This window comes from Ottowia thiooxydans (genome assembly GCF_040548795.1).
Classification (GTDB): domain Bacteria; phylum Pseudomonadota; class Gammaproteobacteria; order Burkholderiales; family Burkholderiaceae_C; genus Ottowia; species Ottowia thiooxydans_A.
This window is the reverse complement of the sequence record NZ_JBEPSH010000001.1, coordinates 717,009-738,944: the sequence shown is the minus strand read 5'-3', so window position 1 is coordinate 738,944 and position 21,936 is coordinate 717,009. Positions and strand designations below refer to the sequence as shown.

Annotated in this window: 20 protein-coding genes; 14 read left to right on the top strand and 6 right to left on the bottom strand. The window is 59.0% G+C overall.

The window, feature by feature from the left end:
- Positions 1–9: 9 nt before the first annotated feature.
- The 8 genes from ABIE13_RS03385 (at position 10) to ABIE13_RS03350 (ending at position 6,760) form a co-directional block, all read left to right on the top strand.
- Positions 10–543: an EF-hand domain-containing protein gene (locus ABIE13_RS03385; RefSeq protein ID WP_354441127.1), complete on the top strand. Its 534-nt coding sequence runs from the start codon at positions 10–12 to the stop codon at positions 541–543.
- Positions 540–1,097, top strand: a complete 558-nt coding sequence (locus ABIE13_RS03380) for a DUF2271 domain-containing protein (protein ID WP_354441125.1) — start codon at positions 540–542, stop codon at positions 1,095–1,097. The genes ABIE13_RS03385 and ABIE13_RS03380 overlap by 4 nt, the downstream gene beginning before the upstream one ends.
- A 53-nt stretch (positions 1,098–1,150) precedes the next feature.
- A complete protein-coding gene (locus ABIE13_RS03375) occupies positions 1,151–2,299 on the top strand; it encodes a YncE family protein (RefSeq protein ID WP_354441123.1) in 1,149 nt (382 codons plus the stop codon).
- The gene (locus tag ABIE13_RS03370; RefSeq protein WP_354441121.1) at positions 2,299–2,925 is read left to right on the top strand and encodes a PepSY-associated TM helix domain-containing protein; all 627 of its coding nucleotides are present in this window, start codon (positions 2,299–2,301) and stop codon (positions 2,923–2,925) included. The genes ABIE13_RS03375 and ABIE13_RS03370 overlap by 1 nt, the downstream gene beginning before the upstream one ends.
- 39 nt (positions 2,926–2,964) lie before the next feature.
- Positions 2,965–3,987 (top strand): FAD:protein FMN transferase, encoded by a 1,023-nt coding sequence (locus ABIE13_RS03365; protein WP_354441119.1) that lies wholly within the window; start codon positions 2,965–2,967, stop codon positions 3,985–3,987.
- 77 nt (positions 3,988–4,064) lie between these two features.
- On the top strand, positions 4,065–5,390 hold the full coding sequence (locus ABIE13_RS03360; RefSeq protein ID WP_354441117.1) for a sulfite reductase subunit alpha: 1,326 nt from the start codon (positions 4,065–4,067) through the stop codon (positions 5,388–5,390).
- Positions 5,391–5,629: 239 nt separating this feature from the next.
- Positions 5,630–5,968 carry a ferredoxin FdxA gene (gene fdxA, locus ABIE13_RS03355; RefSeq protein WP_354441115.1) on the top strand — a complete coding sequence of 113 codons (339 nt, stop codon included), beginning with the start codon at positions 5,630–5,632 and terminating at the stop codon, positions 5,966–5,968.
- Between the two features lie 15 nt (positions 5,969–5,983).
- Positions 5,984–6,760, top strand: coding sequence for a ferredoxin--NADP reductase (locus ABIE13_RS03350; RefSeq protein ID WP_354441113.1), 777 nt, complete (start codon positions 5,984–5,986; stop codon positions 6,758–6,760).
- A gap of 21 nt (positions 6,761–6,781) precedes the next feature.
- On the opposite strand, the gene ABIE13_RS03345 is transcribed toward ABIE13_RS03350, so the two are convergent.
- Together ABIE13_RS03345 and ABIE13_RS03340 are read right to left on the bottom strand one after the other, a co-directional pair.
- Positions 6,782–7,708, bottom strand: a complete 927-nt coding sequence (locus tag ABIE13_RS03345; protein WP_354441112.1) for a LysR family transcriptional regulator — start codon at positions 7,706–7,708, stop codon at positions 6,782–6,784.
- A gap of 17 nt (positions 7,709–7,725) precedes the next feature.
- Entirely contained in the window at positions 7,726–8,700 is a 975-nt protein-coding gene (locus ABIE13_RS03340; protein ID WP_354441110.1) for an NADPH:quinone oxidoreductase family protein, read from the bottom strand.
- A 105-nt stretch (positions 8,701–8,805) separates the two neighbouring features.
- On the opposite strand from ABIE13_RS03340, the gene ABIE13_RS03335 reads away from it, so the two are divergent.
- The 6 genes from ABIE13_RS03335 (at position 8,806) to ABIE13_RS03310 (ending at position 15,195) form a co-directional block, all read left to right on the top strand.
- A complete protein-coding gene (locus ABIE13_RS03335; protein WP_354441109.1) occupies positions 8,806–9,609 on the top strand; it encodes an IclR family transcriptional regulator in 804 nt (267 codons plus the stop codon).
- A gap of 192 nt (positions 9,610–9,801) precedes the next feature.
- Positions 9,802–10,764, top strand: a complete 963-nt coding sequence (locus ABIE13_RS03330) for a tripartite tricarboxylate transporter substrate binding protein (RefSeq protein ID WP_354441108.1) — start codon at positions 9,802–9,804, stop codon at positions 10,762–10,764.
- Between the two features lie 11 nt (positions 10,765–10,775).
- Complete coding sequence (locus ABIE13_RS03325) at positions 10,776–11,171, top strand: RidA family protein (RefSeq protein WP_354441106.1); 396 nt, start codon at positions 10,776–10,778, stop codon at positions 11,169–11,171.
- A gap of 1 nt (position 11,172) precedes the next feature.
- On the top strand, positions 11,173–12,192 hold the full coding sequence (locus ABIE13_RS03320; RefSeq protein ID WP_354441105.1) for a 3-hydroxyacyl-CoA dehydrogenase family protein: 1,020 nt from the start codon (positions 11,173–11,175) through the stop codon (positions 12,190–12,192).
- Between the two features lie 10 nt (positions 12,193–12,202).
- On the top strand, positions 12,203–14,401 hold the full coding sequence (locus tag ABIE13_RS03315; RefSeq protein ID WP_354441103.1) for an acetate--CoA ligase family protein: 2,199 nt from the start codon (positions 12,203–12,205) through the stop codon (positions 14,399–14,401).
- Positions 14,398–15,195: a 3-hydroxybutyrate dehydrogenase gene (locus ABIE13_RS03310; protein ID WP_354441101.1), complete on the top strand. Its 798-nt coding sequence runs from the start codon at positions 14,398–14,400 to the stop codon at positions 15,193–15,195. Before ABIE13_RS03315 ends, ABIE13_RS03310 begins: the two co-directional genes overlap by 4 nt.
- A 45-nt stretch (positions 15,196–15,240) precedes the next feature.
- Here ABIE13_RS03310 and ABIE13_RS03305 read toward each other — a convergent pair whose 3' ends face one another.
- The 4 genes from ABIE13_RS03305 to ABIE13_RS03290 all read right to left on the bottom strand — a co-directional run bounded on the left by ABIE13_RS03305 (position 15,241) and on the right by ABIE13_RS03290 (position 21,669).
- Entirely contained in the window at positions 15,241–16,563 is a 1,323-nt protein-coding gene (locus tag ABIE13_RS03305) for a (Fe-S)-binding protein (RefSeq protein ID WP_354441099.1), read from the bottom strand.
- Positions 16,564–16,583: 20 nt separating this feature from the next.
- Complete coding sequence (locus tag ABIE13_RS03300) at positions 16,584–16,943, bottom strand: RidA family protein (RefSeq protein WP_354441097.1); 360 nt, start codon at positions 16,941–16,943, stop codon at positions 16,584–16,586.
- A gap of 298 nt (positions 16,944–17,241) precedes the next feature.
- Positions 17,242–20,220 (bottom strand): glycosyl hydrolase, encoded by a 2,979-nt coding sequence (locus ABIE13_RS03295; RefSeq protein ID WP_354441095.1) that lies wholly within the window; start codon positions 20,218–20,220, stop codon positions 17,242–17,244.
- Between the two features lie 336 nt (positions 20,221–20,556).
- A complete protein-coding gene (locus tag ABIE13_RS03290; RefSeq protein WP_354441094.1) occupies positions 20,557–21,669 on the bottom strand; it encodes a serine hydrolase domain-containing protein in 1,113 nt (370 codons plus the stop codon).
- Between the last annotated feature and the right edge of the window lie 267 nt (positions 21,670–21,936).

Here is a 21,936-nt window from a genome sequence, read left to right as displayed (position 1 = left end):
AGATCCTCTATGCAATATTCAAAAAAACCTGTTCTTGCAATACTGGCTGTAGCCGCATTCCTGTCGGCTTGCGCCGGCAGCGTTGCGCCCAGAAACGCCGCGTCTACTACACCCCAGTCCCAGCCCGCACGCCCCGCAGGGGGCCATGGCGTGGCAGCTTTCCTTGGCAGCTACGATGCCGACCGAGACGGCAAGGTCACGCGTGCCGAGTTCGATGCGATCCGCGCACAGCGCTTTCAAGCTGCTGACACCAATGGTGACGGCTGGCTCAGCGAAGAGGAGTACGTCGCAGAATTCGAGTCCCGGTTGAAGCGGCAGTACTTTGATGCTGGACGTCAGCCGGACAAGGCCTACGAAAACGGGATCAAACAAGCGCACGTGCGGTTTGGCATCGTCAACCGAGCGCGGGACGGCAAGTTCACGCGTGCTGAAGACAGTGCCATTGCTGAAAAGACCTTCGCCAACCTGGATACCAGCGGCGATGGCGTCGTGTCTGCGGCCGATCCGCAGCGCCCACGTGAGCAGCAGAGCGGTAATAGATGAGCGCGCCACAACGCGTTGCGGCCAGGCACGCACAGCATAGAACTCACTGGTTGGCTGGCGCTGCACTGAGCTTGCTGGCAGTGCCGGCGGGCGCAGGCACTCTCTCGTTGCAGGTCACTCTGCCAGCCATTGATACGGCTTCTTATTACCGGCCCTATCTCGCGGCGTGGATTGAGAAAGCCGAGGAAGACAAAGCTGTGCTCGGTACTCTGGCCGTTTGGTACGACACACGGTTGCGAGACAACGGCGGCAGGGGCTGGTTGCGCAACCTGCGTACGTGGTGGCGCACTAGTGGCGAGCAAATGGTGTTGCCTGCAGATGGCGTCAGCGGCGCCACTCGTCCGGCTGGCACGCACCTTCTTCAATTCAGCGATGCCAAGGGCGTACTGTCAAAGTTGCCTGCAGGGCAATATCAGCTGGCTATCGAAGTTGCACGCGAAAACGGTGGACGGGAAATGCTGCGTCTGCCTTTCACCTGGGGGCGTTCCGCCAGTCAGGCCGACGCGCAGGGACGTACTGAGCTCGGAAAAGTGAGTGTGGTGGCCGCGCCCTGAAGCGAATCTGCAGCCTCTGCATTCCAACCCATCCAACAATGGAAACATTAATCATGAATTCGTTTCTTTCTCGCTCATTGGCCCTGTTGACCGTGGCTTGCCTCAGCGCTTGCGGAACGCAGGCGCCTGTCGGCCAATCAGTGTCGGGCCCTGTCGTCTACAAACACGTCCAGAGCTCTCAAATTCAACGCGCAGCCGTCGCACCAGCGCTGTACGAAGTTGCATTCTCCGCACGCCAAAATGCCGTGTTCGTGGCCTCTTCAGGAGGCTTTGGTGAGGGTGCCGGGGCCAGCAAGGTGTTGCGGCTCGATCCCAAGACGCTCGCCGTGCAGGCTGAGATCACATTACCGCTGCGCGGATTTGGCGTGGTACTGGATGACGCTTCCAACAGACTGTACGTCGGGAACACGACAGAAGGTTCGGTCACCGTGGTGGACACTGCCAGCAATCGGGTGGTGCAGGCCGTCCCGCTGATGAAGAAGGTCAAAGGTGCCGATGGCAAGGAAAAGTATCCGCATCATTTCCGCGAGCTGGTGCTCGATACGGCCAATGATCGGCTTTACGCTCCGGGCCTCAGCTCGGATGGCAGTTCGCTGTATGTAATGAACACCCGCACGCTCACGCTGGAGAAGGAGCTTCCAGGGCTGGGGGCGGTCGCGACGGGCATCGCTTTGGACGCAGACAACCATCGCTTGTTTGTGTCCAACATGCGCGGTGGTCTTTTCGAAGTCGACACGCGTAGCCTGAATATCAGCAAGAGCTATGACGTAGCCGCGGACCAGATGCTTAATTTGGCCTACGACCCTAAAGCTCGGCGACTGTTCGCAACGGACCAGGGCTTGAGCAGCATCAGCGAACGCCGTCAGAAGGCGGAGCCCGGCTTCAAGCCCACTCCTGGCAACCGTGTCGTGGTATTTGATGCTGACAGCGGGAAAATCACCACCAGTATGCAGACGGGCGACGGTCCGATTGCGCCGCTGTTGGACTTGTCACGCCAACGTTTGTACGTCACCAACCGCGGTGCAGGTAGCGTCAGCGTGTTTGACACGTCCAGCCACCAATTGCTGCAGACGATCGCGCTGCCAACGCATCCGAACAGCATGGCGCTGGACAGTAGGAATAACGTGCTTTACGTCACGGTTAAGAACGGCCGTAATGATGTACGAGGCAGCCACGAGGCCGTGGTGCGCATCGCTTTCTGATGCGGGCAAAAGAGGCTGGCAAGCGAAGCTTCTGGCTTCGGCAATTGCATACCTGGCATTGGATTTCCGCTGCCATCAGCTTGGCAGCGATGCTGATGTTCGCCGTCACGGGCATCACACTCAACCACGCAGCCAGCCTCTCGGCCAACCCCAGCAAACATGTGCAACGCGCAGTGTTGTCGGCAGACTTGCGGGCGGTACTTGAGGCCATGGCGGACAGCGCCACTGATTCGGCGCCCCCTGAACTCGCGCGCTGGGCTTCGGAAACCTTCGCTATCAATATTTCTGGCCTCCCTGCGGAGGCTGGCCCCGATGAGGTTTTCGTGGGGATTCCCATGCCCGGAGGGGAGGGGGCCTTGGTGATTGACCGCACCGACGCCAACGCGACCTACACAGTCACCAAGCGCGGGTGGGTAGCCTACTTCAATGATTTGCACAAAGGCCGCAACGCTGGCGTCGTGTGGTCGTGGTTCATCGATGGCATGGCGGTCAGTTGCGTGGTCTTCACGCTGACGGGGTTCGCGCTTCTGTGGATGCATGGCCGCACCCGGCCTCTTACTTGGCCATTGACGGGTTTGAGCTTGTTGGCACCCATCTTGATAGCGTTACTCTTTGTCCATGGCTGAAGCTAGTGTGCTGTCCCGTATTCGGTGCAACGCAGACTTATGCAACTAGACACTCTCAGCAACCGCGTGTTCTTGCCGGTTGACTCTGGTAAGAACATACCAGCCGTGCCGCGTGCCGGCGACCCAATGCACCGATTCGAGGGGACGGCGATGGGGACACACTGGTCGGTTCAGGCTTATGCGCCGAAGAGCGTGGATCCCCAGCGTTTGCACTCGGCCATCATGCAGGAATTGGCCCACGCCATCAAACTGTTCAGCACCTGGCAAGCTGACAGCGAGGTGGCCCGCTGCAATGCAGCGTCTGCTGGCGACTGGCAATTTTCGGCCCCCTGTTGGACCCTTCTGGAAAGTAGCTTGGCCTGGGCGCAGTCCAGCGGTGGCGCGGTCGATCCAACGCTAGGTGCGCTGGTGAATTTGTGGGGTTTTGGTCCAACGGGGCCACGTCCGGAGCGGGCACCTCTGCCGACTCAACATGAGATCGACGCGGCATTGCGTGCTAGCGGCTGGCGCAATGTCCAAATTGATACGACGAGGCGAACACTGCATAAACCCGCTGGCCTGCAACTTGATTTCAGTGGCATCGCCAAGGGCTGGGCTGTTGACCAAGTCTCCTCCAGGTTGGTGCGTGAAGGGGCCTGCGTGCACCTGGTCGAAATCGGCGGGGAGCTCAAGAGCCGCGGGCTGAGACACGACCTGCAACCCTGGTGGGTGCTTATGCAAAACAGGGGTGGCAACCCTCGAAGCTTGCTGGCATTGGTGGATATGGCAGTGGCCACCTCGGGCGACACCCATCATCATTTCAACCATCAAGGGCGCCGATATTCACACACTTTGGACGGCCAAAGCGGTTGGCCCATCGCGCATGGCACAGCTTCAGTCACCGTGTTGCACCCTCAAGCCATGCAGGCCGACCTACACGCAACGGTCTTGACTGTCATGGAGCCTGAGAGGGCCTTGGACTGGGCCGAAACGCATGAACTTGCAGCGCTGCTGACGGTGCGGAATTGCCAAGGCGTGGAGGAACATATCAGTACCGCCATGATGGCTATGTTGGATTCATAGCAATGACGGTCGACTCGAGTCGCTGGATGTGGGCGGCGTTCGCCTGTGTTCTCTGGCTGTCGCTGTGGATCCGACCGATGCGTAATAAGCTCGGCATCTGGCAGCCCATTCGCAGGGTCGCTCGGCGCCTTCCTGCTCAAGCCCAGGCTGAAGCATTGTTGATTGGCTATGCGAGCCAGGGCGGCTTTGGTGCTCTATTGGCTGAAGATTTGGCACGCAACCTGGCAGCGGGCGGTTACCCGGCCCACGCTCGGTCTTTGCACAGTCTAAGTACGCTCGATATCGGCAAGGCAAATCGCATGCTCTTTATTGTCAGCACCACGGGCGAGGGCGACGCACCTGACAACGCCGCTGCGTTCGTTTCCAGGGTGATGAGCGGCACACTCAATCTTCAGAAATTACGCTACGGGATTCTGGCCTTGGGTGACAGCAGTTATGCGAATTTTTGCAAGTTTGGCAGACAGCTGGACGCCTGGTTGATCTCCGCGGGTGCAATCTCGGTCTTCAACCGTATCGAGGTCGATAGCGGCCATGCTGCCGCCTTGGACATGTGGCGTCAAGCCGTTGAACGTTTTACAGACCACACCTTGGCTGCTGACCCACTGCCTAGCCGGCAGTCGGCACTTACGCAACGTTGGATGCTGGTTCGGCGTGAGATCCTGAATAGCGGCAGTCCTGGCGCGCCCATTCACCACATAGTGCTGCAGCCGATGGAGCCGGCTGTGCATTGGCAAGCCGGAGACGTGGGGCGGATATGGATTTCCAATAATTTCGACGAAATAGCCACGAGCCGCGATTACACACTGGCGTCATTACCGCAGAGTGGTTATGCGGAATTGATGGTGCGGGAGGTTTTGAGGCCAGATGGTCAGCGGGGTCTGGGGTCTGGTTGGCTGGGACACGGTCTTGTCATAGGCGGTGAGCTCAGAATGGAGATCCGCTGCAACCGTGAGTTTCATAGTCCGGGGGCCACCGTACCCCTGATTCTGATCGGTAACGGCACGGGATTGGCTGGACTGATGGCACACCTGGAGGTGCGTGCGCTGGCGCAGCGGCTCGGACAACCCATAGGGCCTGCATGGCTCTTGTTTGGTGAGCGAACTTCCCAATTTGATGCGCTGTGCAGTGAAAGACTCGAGGGCTGGCTTGCCTCTGGCGTGCTAAAACGCTTGGATCGCGCATTCTCTCGGGATGCAGAAGCGTCTGCGCATTACGTCCAAGACTTCATCGGCCTTTACTGTGAACTGATGCAGCAATGGGTGAGCCACGGTGCGGCCATTTATGTCTGTGGTCAGCGCGAGGGCATGGCGAGCGGCGTGGAGGCAGCGCTGCGACAGGCGCTGGGCGAAACCCTTCTAGAGCAACTGACCATCGAGGGCCGGTACAGGCGAGATGTCTATTGATGCGAGTTTCATCCGCAACGCATGGGCACCAGCCCGCCGGTTGCTTGAGACTGCTGCAAAAGCCTCCGAAAAGAAATCGGAGGTTTTTCCATTTTGGGGCGATGCGAATCGCTGATGGATGAGACGATATCGTCGGATGGAGCCAACTTTTCGCAAAGCGGAATAAATTCGCGGCGCTGTGTTTGTTCGCAATGGGTGGGGTCGGTACCTTCGAGGCTTTCCAACTACCAAGCTCTGTCATGGCCTATGTTGTCACCGAAAACTGCATCCGATGCAAATATATGGACTGCGTCTCCGTCTGCCCCGTCGATTGTTTCCATGAGGGCGAATCGATGCTTGTCATCGACCCGGATGTTTGCATTGATTGCGGGGTGTGCACGCCAGAGTGCCCGGCTGACGCGATCCGTCCTGATGTCGACGACGGCATGCGTGGCTGGGCTGTGTTCAACGCCAAGTACGCATCTGCGTGGCGTTCTATTTCCTCCAAAGGGTTACCGCCAGATGATGCTCCAGCCTGGGATGGTGCACAGGGGAAACTCCAAGCAGCGTTCGGCGCTGCCGATCCTGCGTTGGCCTGAGAAAGGAGCCGTGCCATGAGTAGCCTACTGCGCGAAACCGTATCCTCGATCCACCACTGGAATGAAGAACTTTTCACGTTCCGTACCAGCCGTTCCTCCGCACTGCGCTTTCACAGCGGTCATTTTGTGATGCTGGGGCTGGAGGTTGAGGGCCGACCGCTGATGCGTGCGTACAGCATTGCCAGCCCGCACTATGCCGAGCATCTGGAGTTCCTGAGCATCAAGGTGCCAAATGGCCCATTGACCTCGCGGCTGAAGGATATCCGCGCTGGCGACGAAGTGCTGATAAGCAGCAAGCCTGTTGGGACACTGCTGATTGATGACCTCCTGCCCGGCGAACACCTGTATCTATTCAGCAGCGGTACCGGCTTGGCTCCTTTCATGAGCATCATCCAGGATCCCACCATCTACGAACGTTTTCGCAAGATCGTACTGGTGCATTCTGTGCGTCGTGTGTCAGATCTTGCCTATGCTCGTTTTCTTATGAACGATCTGCCGCAGGATGGCTTCTTGGGGGACATGGTAAGAGCTCAATTGCTCTACCTACCCACCGTCACGCGAGAGAGTTTTCACACCACGGGGCGCATCACTACCCTTATGGACAATGGAACGCTTGCTCGAGTGAGTGGCCTTCCGGAGCTCAATGCTGCTACCGACAGGGTAATGCTTTGCGGAAGTGCCTCCATGCTCGCGGACCTGACGCAGCGACTCGAGGCGCGAGGGCTGCAAGGCTCGCCGCAGATCGGACAAGCTGGGCACTTCGTGATTGAAAAGGCGTTCGCTCAGCGATAAGCCAGCGCAAGAAGCTCGGGTTTAAATGCGGGGGGCCCGACTCTCACGTTCCCGTACAAAGATGCGCGCCACTGAGGACAGGGCCAACAAGTTCGGGTCGCGCTCGCGCGCTTTCATGACGCTCAACCCGATGGTCTGGCTGGCGCCTTCGCTTTCAGCAAACGGAATGAATCTCACCAGGTGCTGGTACATGGGGCGGATGCGGCCTGGCACCACTGCGCAGGCCACTCCGCTAGACACCAGGTTCATTTGAGTGAAGATGTCTTGAACTTCCATGATCACGCAAGGGTGAAAATCCTTGAATCTCTCAGCGAGATGGACTGCTGAAAACGGGCCCTCTGCCAGAGTGACCAACTTCTCGCCTACGTGCTCGGACAGCACAATCGTCTCGTGCGCAGCGAGCGGTGAGCTTAGCGGGGCGGCGAAATAGGACTCGTCTTCGAACATCGGCAGAGACACAAGGTCTGAGTCACCTGGAAGAATTTCGGCAAACACGGCATCGATCTGGCCTTGCTTGAGTCGGGGAAGAAGTTCATGGCGGGATTTTCCCAGGATCAGCTCGCACTGCAAGTTTGGCCGGCGCTGGTTCATGGACTTGATGAGCTCCGGAAGCACATGGCTCGTGAGGGAATAGAGCGATCCAATCTTGAGTCGATCCGAGGCGTAGCCAGCCGCGATGCGCGTAGCCTCGATGCCGCGGTCCAGCCTACCGAGCACATCCCTGGCCACGCCCGCGAGAGTGTGAGCGGCTTCGGTGGGGACCAGGCCACGGCCTTCGTGTCGGAACAGCGAGCAACGCACACTGTCTTCCAGTGAATGAAGAGCTCGGTGCACACTCACGGCACTGGTATTGAGCGCGTCAGCGGCGGCGTTGAGCGTCTTGTGATCAAGATATGCCACCAGGGCCTCCAGCTTGCGCGACGAGATGTCTTCATTCAGGCGATGCAAGACTTTACTCCCGGATCCTAGCGCGTCAGGATGACAACCTTGCCTTTAACGCGCCGCTCCATCACGTCGCGCAGGGCTTGGCCGGCTTCTTCCATGCGATAGCTTCGCGTAACAGGTGGTCGCACCGAGCCTGAAGCGTGCAGCGCGAAAAGGTCCCGCATGTGCGCGCGGGTTGTTTCGGCGTCCCGGCGCAGGAAGTTGCCCCAGTACACGCCAACTATCGACGCGCCCTTGAGCAGCGGGAGGTTGAGGGCTATCTTGGGCACCTCGCCAGCTGCGAATCCGACAACCAAATGTCGCCCTTCCCAGGCCATGCAGCGAAACGCTGCTTCAGACCGTTCACCGCCGATAGGGTCCAGGGTGACGTCAATGCCGTTAGGTGCTAATTCCTTGAGGCGTTCGCGCAGGTCTTCGGTGGTGTAGTTGATGACGGCGTCTGCGCCGTGGGCAATGCAGAGCTCTAGCTTGCCTGAGTCTGAAGCTGCCGCGATGACGCGTGCGCCCATCGCTTTACCGATTTCAACTGCTGCGATGCCGACGCCTCCACCAGCGCCTAACACTAAAAGTGTTTCGTTCGATTTCAGCCGGCCTCGGTCCTTCAGTGCGTGCAGGGTGGTGCCGTAGGCCAATACAAACGCGGCGGCGACTGAATAGTCCATTCCTTCGGGTATAGGTACTACGCGTTCCGCCTCAATGACCGCTTCCTGCGCAAAGCCACCAAAAGTAGCGCTGCCGACCACGCGATCGCCTACGTTCCAGTTGCTGACACCCAGCCCGAGCGCCTTCACGCGACCTGCCACTTCGCCACCTGGCGAGAACGGCAGTTCGGGTTGCACCTGGTACTTACGCTGAATGATGAGGGTGTCAGGAAAGTTGACCCCGGCTGCGTGTACCTCGATCAGCACCTGCCCCGGCCCAGGAATGGGAGGGGAGATATCGGCCACATCAAGGAGCTCGGGAAGTCCCCACTGCTTGCACACCACTGCTTTCATCGTCGTATTTTTAGTTGGAGCTGAAAGGTCAGTATAGCCAAGAGACCCCTTGTTCGCTATCTACTTTGAATCTATATTCCGCACAGCGAAACTAGAAAGATGCCCTTGGGACGAATTGTCAAACCTATCAAAACTCCCCGCAGCGAAGCTGAGGAGGACCGCCGCTTTGTGAATGCCCTCGCGCGCGGCCTGGACGTCTTGCGTTGTTTCGAACGCGCGGAAAGGTGGTTGCCTAACCAGGAGATTGCACGCCGCACCAGCTTGCCCAAAGCGACGGTTTCGCGCTTGACGTACACGCTTACCACGCTAGGCTATTTGGAGCATTCACCCGAGCGAGAGATGTATGCTCTCGGCTTACCGGTGCTGGGCCTGGGCTTCAAGGTGCTTTCGCACTTCGAAATGGGTCGCATTGTGCGGCCGTTCATGCAAGCCTTGGCGGACGAGGCTCAGGCGGCCGTTTCATTGGCGGTGCGCAGTGGCGGCTGGGTTGTTTACGTGACCCACTGCCGTTCAGATGCTCCACTCACATTGGGTTTGGACGTCGGCGCTCGTCTGTCGCTCACGCGCTCAGCCATCGGGCGTGCAGTATTGTTTTCGCTGGATGAGTCCACAAGCGACAAAGCGCTGGCCAGTCTTCGCGCCGAAGCGCCGCATGAGTGGGAGCAAGGGCAAGCTGGCCTGCAGGAGGCCAGGGAAAGCTTCACGCGCCGGGGCGTGGTGTTTTCCATGCCGGGAGCAGACATTGGCGCGGCAGCGGTTACCTTGGATCCCGGCGATGGTCGCGAGTGCTTTGGTCTGAACTGCGGTGGACCTGCCAGCATCATGACACCCGCGCGGTTGGCTCAGATCGCCCCGCGCTTGCTGGATACCGCAAACCGGATGGAGCGCGCCATCCGTTCCGAAAACTGAAAACAAGGTTCGGCTAATGAAACCTTTTGGAGCGCACAAAGAGCGGTGTTCAAGGCTAAACCGGGTTTACCGGACTCCGCTGCGTCTGTAAACTTAATTTCAGATTGCACCAAATTCCGCAAGGCGGAACTGAGAAAGCATTCTGTACTCCAGGTTGTCACTGGTGTCCTATCCCACTTACAGGAGTCTTCCATGCGACGTCGTGAACTGCTTCTCGCCACCGGTGCCATTGGCTCACTGCCCTTGGGAGCCGCAGCCCAGACCTTTCCGTCCAGGCCCATCACCCTGTATTGCCCCTTTCCGGCGGCTGGTCCCACCGACCTGATGTTTCGCTCACTGGCAGAGGCGGCAGCACGGGTGCTCGGCCAGCCAGTGATAGTGGAGAACCGGCCAGGCGCGGCAGGAACCATGACTGCGCCTACCATGCGCACGGCACGCCCCGACGGCTATACGCTCACGCAATGCCCCATGGGCATGTTCCGCGTGCCGCATATGCAACGCGTGCAGACGTTCGATCCGCTCAAGGACTTCACCTACATCATCAACCTGACTGGATACACCTTTGGCATGGTGGTGCGGGCCGACTCGCCGTTCAAGAGCGTGCAGGACGTAGTGGCCTACGCCAAGGCCAACCCGGGCAAGCTAACCTACGGTTCCACCGGCATTGGTGCGGGCCCCCACTTGGCCATGGACGAGTTCGCTTCCCGCGCCGGTATTGATATCGTCCATGTGCCCTTCAAGGGCAGCTCCGACATGTTGCCCGCACTGCTGGGCGGACATGTGATGGTAGGCACCGACACCACCGGATGGGCACCGCATGTGGAGAGCGGCAAGATGCGCCTGCTCGTTACCTACGGTAGCCAACGCACCAAGCGCTGGCCACAGGTGCGCACGCTGAAGGAACTGGGCTTTGACATGGCCTCGGACTCGCCATTTGGCATTGTCGGCCCAGCCGGCATGGATCCTGCGGCGGTCAAAATTTTGCACGACGCCTTTCGCGCGGCGCTGGCAGATCCGAAGGTGGTTGAAATGATCGATCGCTATGACCAACCCACAATTTACATGAGCCCGGCCGACTATGCCGAATGGGCAAAGAAAACTTATGCCGAGGAAGCGCGCACTATTGCACGCCTGGGCATGAAGAACTCCCTGTAGGAGGAGTTGCCATGAACAGCTTTCAACAGCCGGCTTCGCTAGCGAAGCCCAACGGGTTTTCACATACTGCGCGCTCCGAAGGTGGGACCACGATTTACGTGTCTGGGCAAGTTGCCTACGATGGTGCGGGCGGCGTGGTGGGTGAGGGCGATTTGGCAGCGCAGACGCATCAGGTCTACCTCAATATCCAGCGCGCTCTGCAGGCACAGGGTGCTTCCATGGACGATCTGGTCAAGACGGTCCTCTTCGTCCGCGATCTGGATCCTGACAAGGCTCGAATCATTCGAGAGGCAAGAGCCTCCTTCCTCCGATCTGATGGCCCGCCTGCCAGCACGATGGTCGGTGTTTCTTCCCTCGCTCGGCCAGATTTGCTGCTCGAAGTGGAGGCGATTGCAGTGGTCCACTGACATGACTGCACCATTTCATAAGTTCAGGCCCAGCGGCTTGACACTCAATGCGCGCGAGTTTGCTCCGGGTTCGGCACGCGTAGCGGTACTTGGCGCAGGCGTTATGGGCCCAGGCATTGCCCTGGTCTTTGCTGAGCACGGATTCCAGATCGACCTTTGCGAGGTGCGGCAGCCCGCTCTTGACGCCGGGATGACATCATTGGCAGATGCCTTGGACCTCAAGGTGCAGGCCCAGGTATGCGACGCTGCAGCAGCGCGCGCTACGCTGGCCAGGGTCACGCCACGTATCGGTATCGCGGATGGCATCGCGCACGCGGACCTGATAGTGGAAGCCGTGCCGGAAGACAGGAACATCAAGCGCGCCGTGTACACACAAGTGGCTGACGCAGCGCCCTCACACGCCGTGGTCTGGAGCAACACCTCGACGCTGGACGTTTTTTCTCTCGCACCCCCGGCATTGGCTCATCGGTTATTGGTCGCGCATTGGTTTGCGCCGCCCCACATCTTGCCGCTGGTAGAAGTTGTCTGCCAAGAACCCGCGTCCGATTCGCTATGCGACGAGAGCGTCTCCCTGCTGCGCGCGTTGGGCAAGGCACCCGTGGTGCTAGAAAAGTTCGTTCCTGGTTTTGTCATCAATCGGCTATTGCGCGCACTTGGTCGCGAATCCTTCGACATGATTGAGTCGGGCGTGATCTCTATCGCCGACCTTGACGTTGCCGTGCGCACCAGCTTGGCGCCGCGCATGCAGATCTTAGGCGTCATGCAACGCTACGACTACACGGGCCTCCACCTTAGTCTGCGCAACTTGGCCGATCCAGACATCGTCGACGCGCCAGTTAACCGAAGCCCTGCGTTACTACAGGATCGCGTGGACCGTGGCGCACTCGGGGTTGCCAGCGGGAGCGGCTTCTACGACTACGGCGGTCGCTCCGCTCTGGAGCTGCAGCGCGAGCGCGACCTTCGCTTGTGGCAGGTCATGCGCGCCCTGGCCGAACACGCCACTGATCCGAAGCCCATCTGAGTTCACCTCCATGACATCTTTCTCATCCGAAGAGGCTGCACGCCTTCGACCCCTTGTCGATCCACGCTCGATCGCGGTGTATGGCGCCTCGGCCGACCTTACCAGGCTTGGCGGTATGCCCGTGGCCTTGCTTACGGAGCGCGGCTTCCAGGGCGCCATCTACCCCATCAACCCCAAGTACACCGAGATTGCGGGGCTGCGTTGCTACCCTGACATCGCATCCCTTCCCGTACCCGCCGACCTGATCGTGATCGCTGTTGCTGCGCCCGAGGTGGTGGGCGTGATGCGCCAGGCGGCCGCGCGCGGCATCCGTGCCGCTGTGGTATTTGCCGCCGGGTTCGCTGAAGCGAACGACGTCGAAGGATTGGCTCTGCAGGCTGAACTGGTCGAAGTGGCGCGGGAACTTGGCATTGTGGTCGCGGGTCCGAACTGCATGGGTTTCGGCAATCTGGACAGCCACGCCTACAGTACTTTCACCGCCATCTTCCGCACTGTAGAGCCGCCTGCCGAGCCGAGAGACACAGGGCTGGTTACGCAAAGTGGGAGCATTTGCTCTGCGATCTATGCTGCTGGCCGGCAATTGGGAGTGCGCTTCAACGTCGTAATCAACACCGGTAACGAGGCCTGCGTCGAGTTTTCCGAGTATCTGGAGTACTTGGCAGACCGCCCCGGCACCGAGACCATCGTTGGCTACATCGAAGGCCTGCGCGATGGCGCACGTTTTGAACGCGTGGCAACGCGCCTGCGCGACGAGGGACGTTTATTGGCTTTGCTCAAAGCGGGTGAAACCGAAAAAGGAGCGCTTGCGGCGGCATCACACACCGCCGCGCTCGCAGGCTCCGGTGCGGTGTACCGTGCGATGTTCGAGCGGCTTTGCGTGGTTCCAGCACACGATATTCTGCATGCTGCCGATGTAGCCTACCTGGGGCGCTTTCGCCAACGCGCCAGCGGTTCGCGCGTGGCCGTCCTCACCATTTCCGGAGCCATCGGCGCGTTGCTGGCCGACGCATTCACGCAGTCCGGCATCGACTTGCCCGAGCTGAGCGCACCTGTGCGTGAGGCGCTTCGCGAAGGCATCCCGCGCTTCGGAATGGTTCACAATCCCGTGGACTTCACGGGAAATATCGTCAACCGTCACCAGTTTGCGGCCCAGGCGCTTGAGACGCTCTTCGCATCAGGCGAGGTGGACTTTGCAGTGATCTATGCGCCGGGCTTCCTGATCGACCGCATGTCCGAGGGACTGGCCGCGGTGTCCAAGGTTTCAGGTAGGTTGGTGGCGGCCATTTCCACCGGCAAGGTGGCCTCGCGCGAGATGCTCGAGGCAGCCGGCGTTCCGGTCTTCGATGACACCACACGCGCGGTGCGTGCGTTGGCCAGCCTGGCCCATTGGCACGAAAACCGTCGACGCCACGTTGGTCGTCTTCGCACCACTCGCCCCGCGAATCTAGAGGTGGTGGCGAGGGAGATCGTGAGTGAAGCTCGCCGCGATGGAGAACAGACGATTGACGAACATCGCGCGAAACGGTTGATGGCCGAGTTCGGCTTGCCTGTGGCTCGCGAGCGCGTGGCGCTCACGGCGCCGACGGCGGTGGAGGCTGCGCAAGCTATTGGCTACCCCGTGGTACTGAAGGTGCTGAGCGCCGACATCGCTCATAAATCGGATATCGGGGGGGTGCGCCTGAACTTGATCGATGACGGTGCTGTGCAGACCGCCTTTACCAGTGTGCTGCAAAGCGTGACCGATAGACAACCCCAGGCGAGGGTTACAGGCGTGTTGGTGCAGAAGCAGGAAGCGGCCGGCACAGAATTGTTGGTGGGTGTTGTACGCGATCCGGTCTTTGGCCTCATGATGACTTTAGGCATGGGGGGCGTATGGACGGAGGTGTTTGGCGACGTGGTGCATGCACCACTGCCAGTCACGGAGGAAATCGCAACTGTCCTGGTGCGGCGCCTTAAGGGTTGGCCGTTGCTGGAGGGTTTACGAGGTTCCGAGCAGGTGAACATGACCTTGCTGGTGAAGGCCATTGCGTGCGTATCCGATGCGGCCTGTGCGTTGGGCGGCGACCTCGATGAATTGGAAATCAACCCTTTGATCGCGCGCGCAGATGGCGTGGTGGCTGTCGATGCTCTCGTACGCTTGAGCCTTCTTCCGGCAACTGTGGAAACGGTGGCCAGTCTCAACGAGACCGCTGCCGGGCAGCCCGCATGAGCGCTCTCACCACAGGTTTGGCAGGCCGGGTGGCCTTGGTCACGGGCTCCACCAGCGGAATCGGCTTGTCTATTGCGCGGCGTCTGGCGCGAGGCGGATGCCGCATCGTCCTGCATGGCTTCGGCGAGACGGCACAGATCGCCGACCTTGAGCAAGAGCTGATGCACAGTGGAGCTCCTAACGCTCAGCATGTCATGGCAGATCTTGTACAACCCGCCGAGATCGAACGCATGATGACCAAAGTAATCGAGCTTCACGGACGCTTGGACATTCTTGTAAATAATGCGGGCATCCAGCATGTCGCGCCGCTGGAGGCCTTTCCGGTGGAGCGGTGGGACGCCATTCTCGCCGTCAACCTCAGCGCAGCTTTCCACACCACGCGCCTGGCTTTGCCGCTTATGCGGCAACATCATTGGGGCCGAATCGTCAACATCGCCTCAGTAAGTGGTCTTGTGGCGGCACCAATGAAGTCTGCGTACGCGGCCGCCAAACACGGGCTCTTGGGGCTGACCAAGGTCACCGCGCTAGAGACGGCCACGTCCGCCATCACCTGTAACGCAGTCTGCCCAGGCTGGGTGCTCACGCCGTTGGTGGAACGCCAGTTACAGGCTCGGATGGCGGCCGATGGGGTTGACCGGGAGGAAGCTACGCGCCGTCTGCTAGTCAAGCAGCCTTCGAAGGCTTTCGTGACACTTGAGCAGGTGGCCGCATTGGTGGCCTACTTCGTTTCGGATGAAGCGGCGCAAACTCGTGGGGCGGCCTGGAACGTGGACGGTGCGTACACCGCCGCTTGACGGAGAAGCCTTCCGAGGCAGCTTCGCTGCCTCGGTGGCTTGGGATCACTGGGGCGCGAAACTGCAGAGCCCACCTCGGAACTCAGCTGAAGTAAACACCTCCGGCAGCACCGCTGCGAGTTCTTCCGGGTCCATATTGATACCGTTCGCTTTTAGCATAGGGCCGGCCTCCAGAACCATGGCCCGCCAGTCGTTGAGCTGGCGGAAGGGCTCAACTGTGTCTGGGCACGGCTGCTCTCCAAGGGCTGCGACAAGCAGCTCGGTGAAGTTGACCACCTGGAAGCCGTGGGTTTGACCCTCCTTCGACAGTTGCAGATGGCAGCCATGGAATAGCGACACAAGTGCATCCACGTCGTCTCGCTTGCAAAGCGTGATCGTGTCCTTGCGCACGTGTGCCTTGAGCTCGGGAGATCGGTCGGAGCCTGATGCGCCACACATGTAGCCCGGCTCCTCGGCCTCCTCGACAATGGTCAGGCCGGGTATGGCGCGAAGCAAGCGCAGCACGGCCTGACCCACCTCGGGCAGGCCATGGTGAGTATGGACCACAACCCGCTTGTTAACGGGGGTGTTGAAGCGGGCGATAAGATCGTCTTCACGCTCCAACAGAAACTGGGTGATGTGGTCGAAGTCGAATTTCACTTCGCGATAGCCCTTGATCGTCTCGCCCAGATGGATCTGGCAGGAGGGGCACCAGCTCAAAACCTTCTGCGGCTTGAAATCGCCGAAGCGATGCAGGGTCTGCTCCGCCACTCGGCCACCTTTCTTCAGATCGCCTTCCCATTTGCTGTAAACGATGCCGCAGCATGCGGAAGGGCCGCCCATGACCTCGTATTCGATGTCCAAGTGGTCCAGAACGGTCATGACGTTGAATAACACATGTGGGGTTCGGATTGGGTTGCAGCCGGTGTAGAACACCACATCGACATCGCGTGCCTGAGGAGGCCGAAGCAAGCGTGCGACGTCCGCCGGAACGAGTTGCATCGACACCATGATTCGGATCGCTCGCGCCATTTTTCGAAATACATGAGGCGTGGGATTGTGGACCTCAGCGACCTTGGAGCAGCTCATCATCAGCATCTTGCGTGGGTTGACACCCTCCGGACAAGCGGGGATGCAATCGCCACAGCCATTACATTGCCGGATCCACGTGGCAGACGTCTCGGGCAGGGGGACCGAGTCACGCATGAAGTCGAGCACTCCGGTGACCACCTGGACGGGGTCTGCAAGTGCCATGCCGGGGGCGAATGGAACAACCGGGCAGACCTCTACGCATTTGCCGCAGCGCGTGCAGGCAGAGAGCATGTCGTCCCAGGATTGAGCGACGAAGTCGGAGAAGCCAATTTCGGTTTGAGGGGGGAGCGTGGTCATGGGCAATTTCCTTCGCGAGCTCAGACGTTGCGGCGTACTGCAATAGCTTCGATTTCCACGCGAACTGATGGCGTGCCTAGCCGTGCCTCGACTGCCGAACTTGCGGGGGGGATCTCCACGTCGGAAAATAGCTCGTTGCGCACGTTGCTGAACTGGGAGTATTCCCGGATGTCCGTGAGGAAAACGGTGAGCTTGCGGATATCGTGGTGATCCGAGCCGTGCGCATGGAGGAGGGCGCGGATCTTGTCAAAAACGATCCGTGTCTGAGCCTCCGCATCGTAGGGCGCTGCAGTTCCCGCGGTGATCCCAGAGACGAACAGCATGGATGCCTCGCCGATTGAGACGGCGTGGATGGGAGAAAAACGTGGGCTATCGGGCATCGTGGTTCCTTGCTTCGCATGAGTTTGCTGAGGGGAGCTTATTCAGGTACCTTTTGAATATCAATTGCTCCCATCAAGCGATCTTTTCGCATCTCGGAACGATGCGTCGTCAAGCGAGCAGGGATAAAAAAATCCTGAGCAATTCAATTGCTCAGGATTAATTGAAACTGATGCCCAGCCGCCAATGGCTGCAAGAGGGATTGTGGTGTGAGGCGCTCCGTTTTGGAGCGTCTCACACATCGCGCCTTTTGACGTTGGGCAGTGGCGATGCGCCGCTACCGTGAGTCCCTTTGAAGGTCTATTGCTTGAGCGTCGACAGCCACCACAAGACATTGGTATTGTTTGATGGCGTCGACGCGTCTTTCAATACATCAGGATCCACGCCTGGCGCTGCGTAGGTACCCGAGACAACCTCCTTGGTGTTTGAATCCACATAGGAGAAGGGGGTGCCCACCGAGTTGGCCATGAAGGCTGAAGTCTGCTGAGGCAGCTTGGCCATGTAGCTGGTGTAGCGGTCGAAAGCGGCGGCAGGGTTATTCATGCCATTGACCGAATTGATGATCTGGCGCCAGCTGTACAGCACCCGCGCCTGGCCTGCGCAATCAGCCGCCGGCATAAGTGACGGAGTGCCTGTTGCCGTGGTTCCGCATTGAGCACCCACAGGAGATGCCGTGAAGAGCTTGTCGAACAGGCCGGTATCGTTGGCCTCCAACTGCAGCAGGGCGCTGGCATGGTGGCTCGCCCAATCCTGCGAGAGTATGTAGGGTGTCAGCGGACTGATAGGCAAGATCTGAATCCCGACGCGATAAGTCTCGCGTTGGCCAAAGAAGACCTGTGTTTCAGTCAGATTGAAGCGCTTGATACCCACTGTGATGAGTTTATTGGGATCGGCTGTGACAGAGCCTCCACCCTTCAATGGGATCTCAATCGGGGTGACGTCCTGAAAGACACTGTTGGTTGGCGTCACCTGGTACATGGCCTGAGCAGAGCGGATTTCGCCCGCTGCCATGACCATGCCCATGGCCTGCATCTCAGGGTTGCCGGTGACGGCGCCCCACAACACCAGGCCGTAGTTGGCGTGGATAGCTTCGCTGGAAGACTCTGTGTTACCACCATTGGCATCCGGTCCTGCGTCTGCCACGTTTTGCATGCGGAACCAGTCGTAGGTGCGGGTGATAGGAAAGTACGTGTCGTCGCTGCTGTAGTTGGCGATATCGCGAGCCAGGGTGTTTACCGGCTCCTTGTACTTTTCGCGCCATGTGGCGTCGTAGCGTCCCAAAACCGCAGAGGCATACAAGAAGTAGCCGTAGTGGAACATGTGATCCAGGTAGGTGGCGTTGTAGAAGTCTTGCTCATAGTCGTTCTGCAGAAACGGACGGTTGGTCACCGTGCCGCCATTGGTGGTGTCGTAGCGGAAGTAGTCCTGCATTTTCTTGGTGAGCTTGTCGCCCCATTCAGGATCGTCGGCGTCCTTGGCGTCAAACCACGGGTTGAGAGTCGACTTCAGGAAGTCGAGCATCTCATTGCGGGTGTCCTTGGCCTCGTCTCCCAATTGGGCTGCGATGAGCACCAGGCGTGAAATGTTGCCTACATATTTGCCGCAGAGATAAGACTCGTAGTTGCAATGAGCGATATAGCCTTTGGCGGTGGCCGCGTCGGCCTTCAGCGAGGCAAGTACGGCTGCACGGTCAGACGCCTTGATGGTGCCCGCACCTTGCCAAAGACGCTCGGCCTGAGTGGATTCTTGCAATACACCTGGGATTTTCAGGGTCTGCGTCCAGGAGTTGCCCACCACGCCGGTCATGGTGCCGAAGTTGGAGCGGTACTTCAGCCCTACGGTATTGGCGTTGTTCATCGACTTGAGGTGCAGCTGATCGAACGCCACCATCAGCAGACGCTGACCGCCGGCGGTTGAACCATCAAGGGTTTCCGTGTTCCAGCCGTAGCGCACGGTGGCGTCGTTGCCACCTGTGTATTGCAGGTTGATGGTCGAGGTGACGGGGTACTCGACGGAATGTTTGTCGAGCAAAGCCTCCTCAGTCGGGTAGCTCACGAGCGTAGGAGCCGGTGCCGGACCGGCGGGTTGTTCGTTCACGAACGCCACCCGCACGGTGCCGTTGAAGGGCTCGCTGAACACATAGGTGCGCGAAGGAATATCCCACTTCAAGGTGACTTGAGAGGAGGTATAGACCACCATCACGCGTTGCATGAACGCCAGGTTCGGGTCAGAACTGACGGAGTTGTCGGAAGTACGATATACAAATCGGAACTTCTTGCCCGTCAAGTCTGGCGTTGTGGGCGCGCCTCCGTTTTCAGCAAACGGCTGGATTTCTCCATTGTCGGCAGAGATGGCCTGGATTTCGGGGATTGCTTCCCACTTGTTGGGGTCGCCATTGCCTGGGTCAGTAGGGAGCCGGGTGACAGGGTCCTTGGCCTCTTGTGCGCGGATGCCTTGACCCAGCCCAATCTGAGGACGCAGATTGGAATACTTGGCCGTGATGTAGGGCGAACCTACGGCCATGATCAACTGCATGCTGGGCAGGCCCGCACCGTTGGCGGATTTGCCGTACCAGGAAGTGGCGATCGTCAGCTCGTCCTTGTGGTCGATACGGCGAGTGAGCCGTCCTTCGGCTGCAGGCAGGTAAGTCAGCTGCAGGTCCGGATTGGGCGATGGCACCATGATGTACGGCGCAGCATCGACGTAGTATGGATTGGACATATCCAGCGGCGCACCCGGTTGAGGGATATAGCGCTTGCGCGGGAATGCCACGTTGACCATGCCGGACCGATCATCCAGCCATGCCTGGTTGGGGAATGCGAAGACGGATTGCTCACGCGAATCGCCAGGCACTCCCAGGGGCACATCCATGTTCCGGGGACTTTGATAGAAGAAGGACTTGTACCACTTACCAGTAGGCAGCGGGCGGCCGGCCATGCCTTCGACCAGCTTGAAGTTCTTGTTGGCTGGCTGGAAGGGGTTGGTGACCGCCCCCCCGCCAAGCACGGTGCTGGGGTCAACCGTGGAGATAGGAGGCAGGTTTGAAGCCTTTGCCATCAGCGCGCTGGAAGATTTCGCTCCAGCTGCGCTCGGAGCCAATGTGGCAGGAATAGTGCTGTCAGCCAGCACGGGCGCAACGCGCGTTGGCGGATGGTCGCTGTAAGCACTGCTGCTGGAGCCGTCGCCGCCGCCGCCGCACGCCACCAGGCCAACGGCGCTCAATAAGCTCATCGTCAGCAGACTGAAGCGACGTCTTGGTTGCCAGTCATTTTTCATCATTCTTTTCCTTAGATGGAGAATTAAATAATACTGATTCAGTATTGAAATTTGTACCGTTGATGCCCGCTTTTACTGACTCGCAGTGGATATCACACGTCGAACAGCGGCAAGTAGGCGTCATTTGCACCGATTTGGTGCTGGTTTAAAAGCACTGTTTACGGAGCATCCGGAGATAAGACTTGAATATACGCAGGCCAGCCAGAATGCGAAAGTGGTAGGTGACGAGCGTGCGTCCCAGGTTTCGGGGCTGCGTACCACCCAGAGAGTGGGCGCAGAAAACCACATGTCTCGAAGGGGGAGCGAAGAAAGCCTGTCCCTAGGCTTGAGAATCGTTCTTCAGGGGGACGGTAGCCGCAGCACCTCCTCAGGCGCTGCCGCGAGAATGCGCGCAGCAAGCTGGGCAAATTGCTCTCCGGTCACTTCGTATCGCATGAACCAGGGTCTGCCGTTGTTCACCCGATGCACGATTACGATATCTCGCACGCGGTCAATCAACATGAACTGCCCACCCGTGCCTACGGCGAAAGCGAGTTGATTGCCCGAATGGCGCCAGAAAGGGAAGGCCTTCTGTGGAACCCACCACATGTATCCGTATCCATTCAAGCCCCGTCCGACTGTGCTGTACGCGGTGGTGCTTTCCTGTAGCCAGTTTGAACTCACTATGTCCTTGCCTCTCCACTGGCCGCCGCGACTGACCAGCAGTCCTATGCGTGCAAGATCGCGTGCGGACAGCTTCATGACGTAGGCAGGGTGGTCGGAGGCTCTTTCGTAGACGAGTTCCAAGTCCTCTGGGTAGCGAAAATCTTCAAGCTGCAGGGGATCGGCTAAATCGGCCTTGAAGGCTTCATAGACACTTTTTCCGGTCTTTTGCTGAAAGATCGTCCCCAGGGTGTTGAAATCCCAATTGTTGTAATACCAGAATTGTCCAGGGGCATGGCTTCCGCGGGCAGGCCGCTCTTTTTTCGCCTCCGCTGTTTCGTAGGCGGCCGGGTGGTAGACGCCAGACCTTCCCTGCAGGAGCTGGCGCACGGTGGCAGTGCGCTCAGTGGCACTGAGTCCACCCTTATCCGTGATATTGAGGTCGGCAAGGCTCTCGTTCAGATCAATGCGCCCACGATCCACATAGATTCCATACAAAATGCTCAGCACGCTTTTGCGAACCGATGCCAGGTTCATTGGCTGAGTGATGTCGCCGTATGTATGTACCAGGCGACCGCGATGAATGACCAGATAAGCGTCAGAGCGGATGGACGCCGCATATTCATCTGCAAGCTTGAACTTTTCTGACGACCAGACGGGCGCTTGATCAGCTTCGCTCGAAACCAGCCACTTCGTATCCGGAAACACCGACTGCGAATGCGCTCCCGTGGCTGCACTCAGGAAGAATAATGACACCAAGCTGGTGGCCAGGCGATTTTTCAGGAGAGCTGTCCATTGAGATGTGGCCATGGTTTGAGTCAACAGAAATAGGACGACTGAAGATGAGTCAATGTAGCCTAACGAGCCTCTAAGCGCCCAGTGTTGGCGATGCCAGAGGGGCTTAACTCAGGTTCATGACCTTATTATTGGTCCGGGACGTTTGCAAAGCGTGGAGCGCGCCAGAACCAATCTTTTTAAGTCCGCAAATTGCTTGCTTACCATAGATTTCCTGGCCTTCTGGCTTGTCGCGCTCGGGACAAGCCCTATTGCGCTGCAACATGCAACTCCTACAATGAA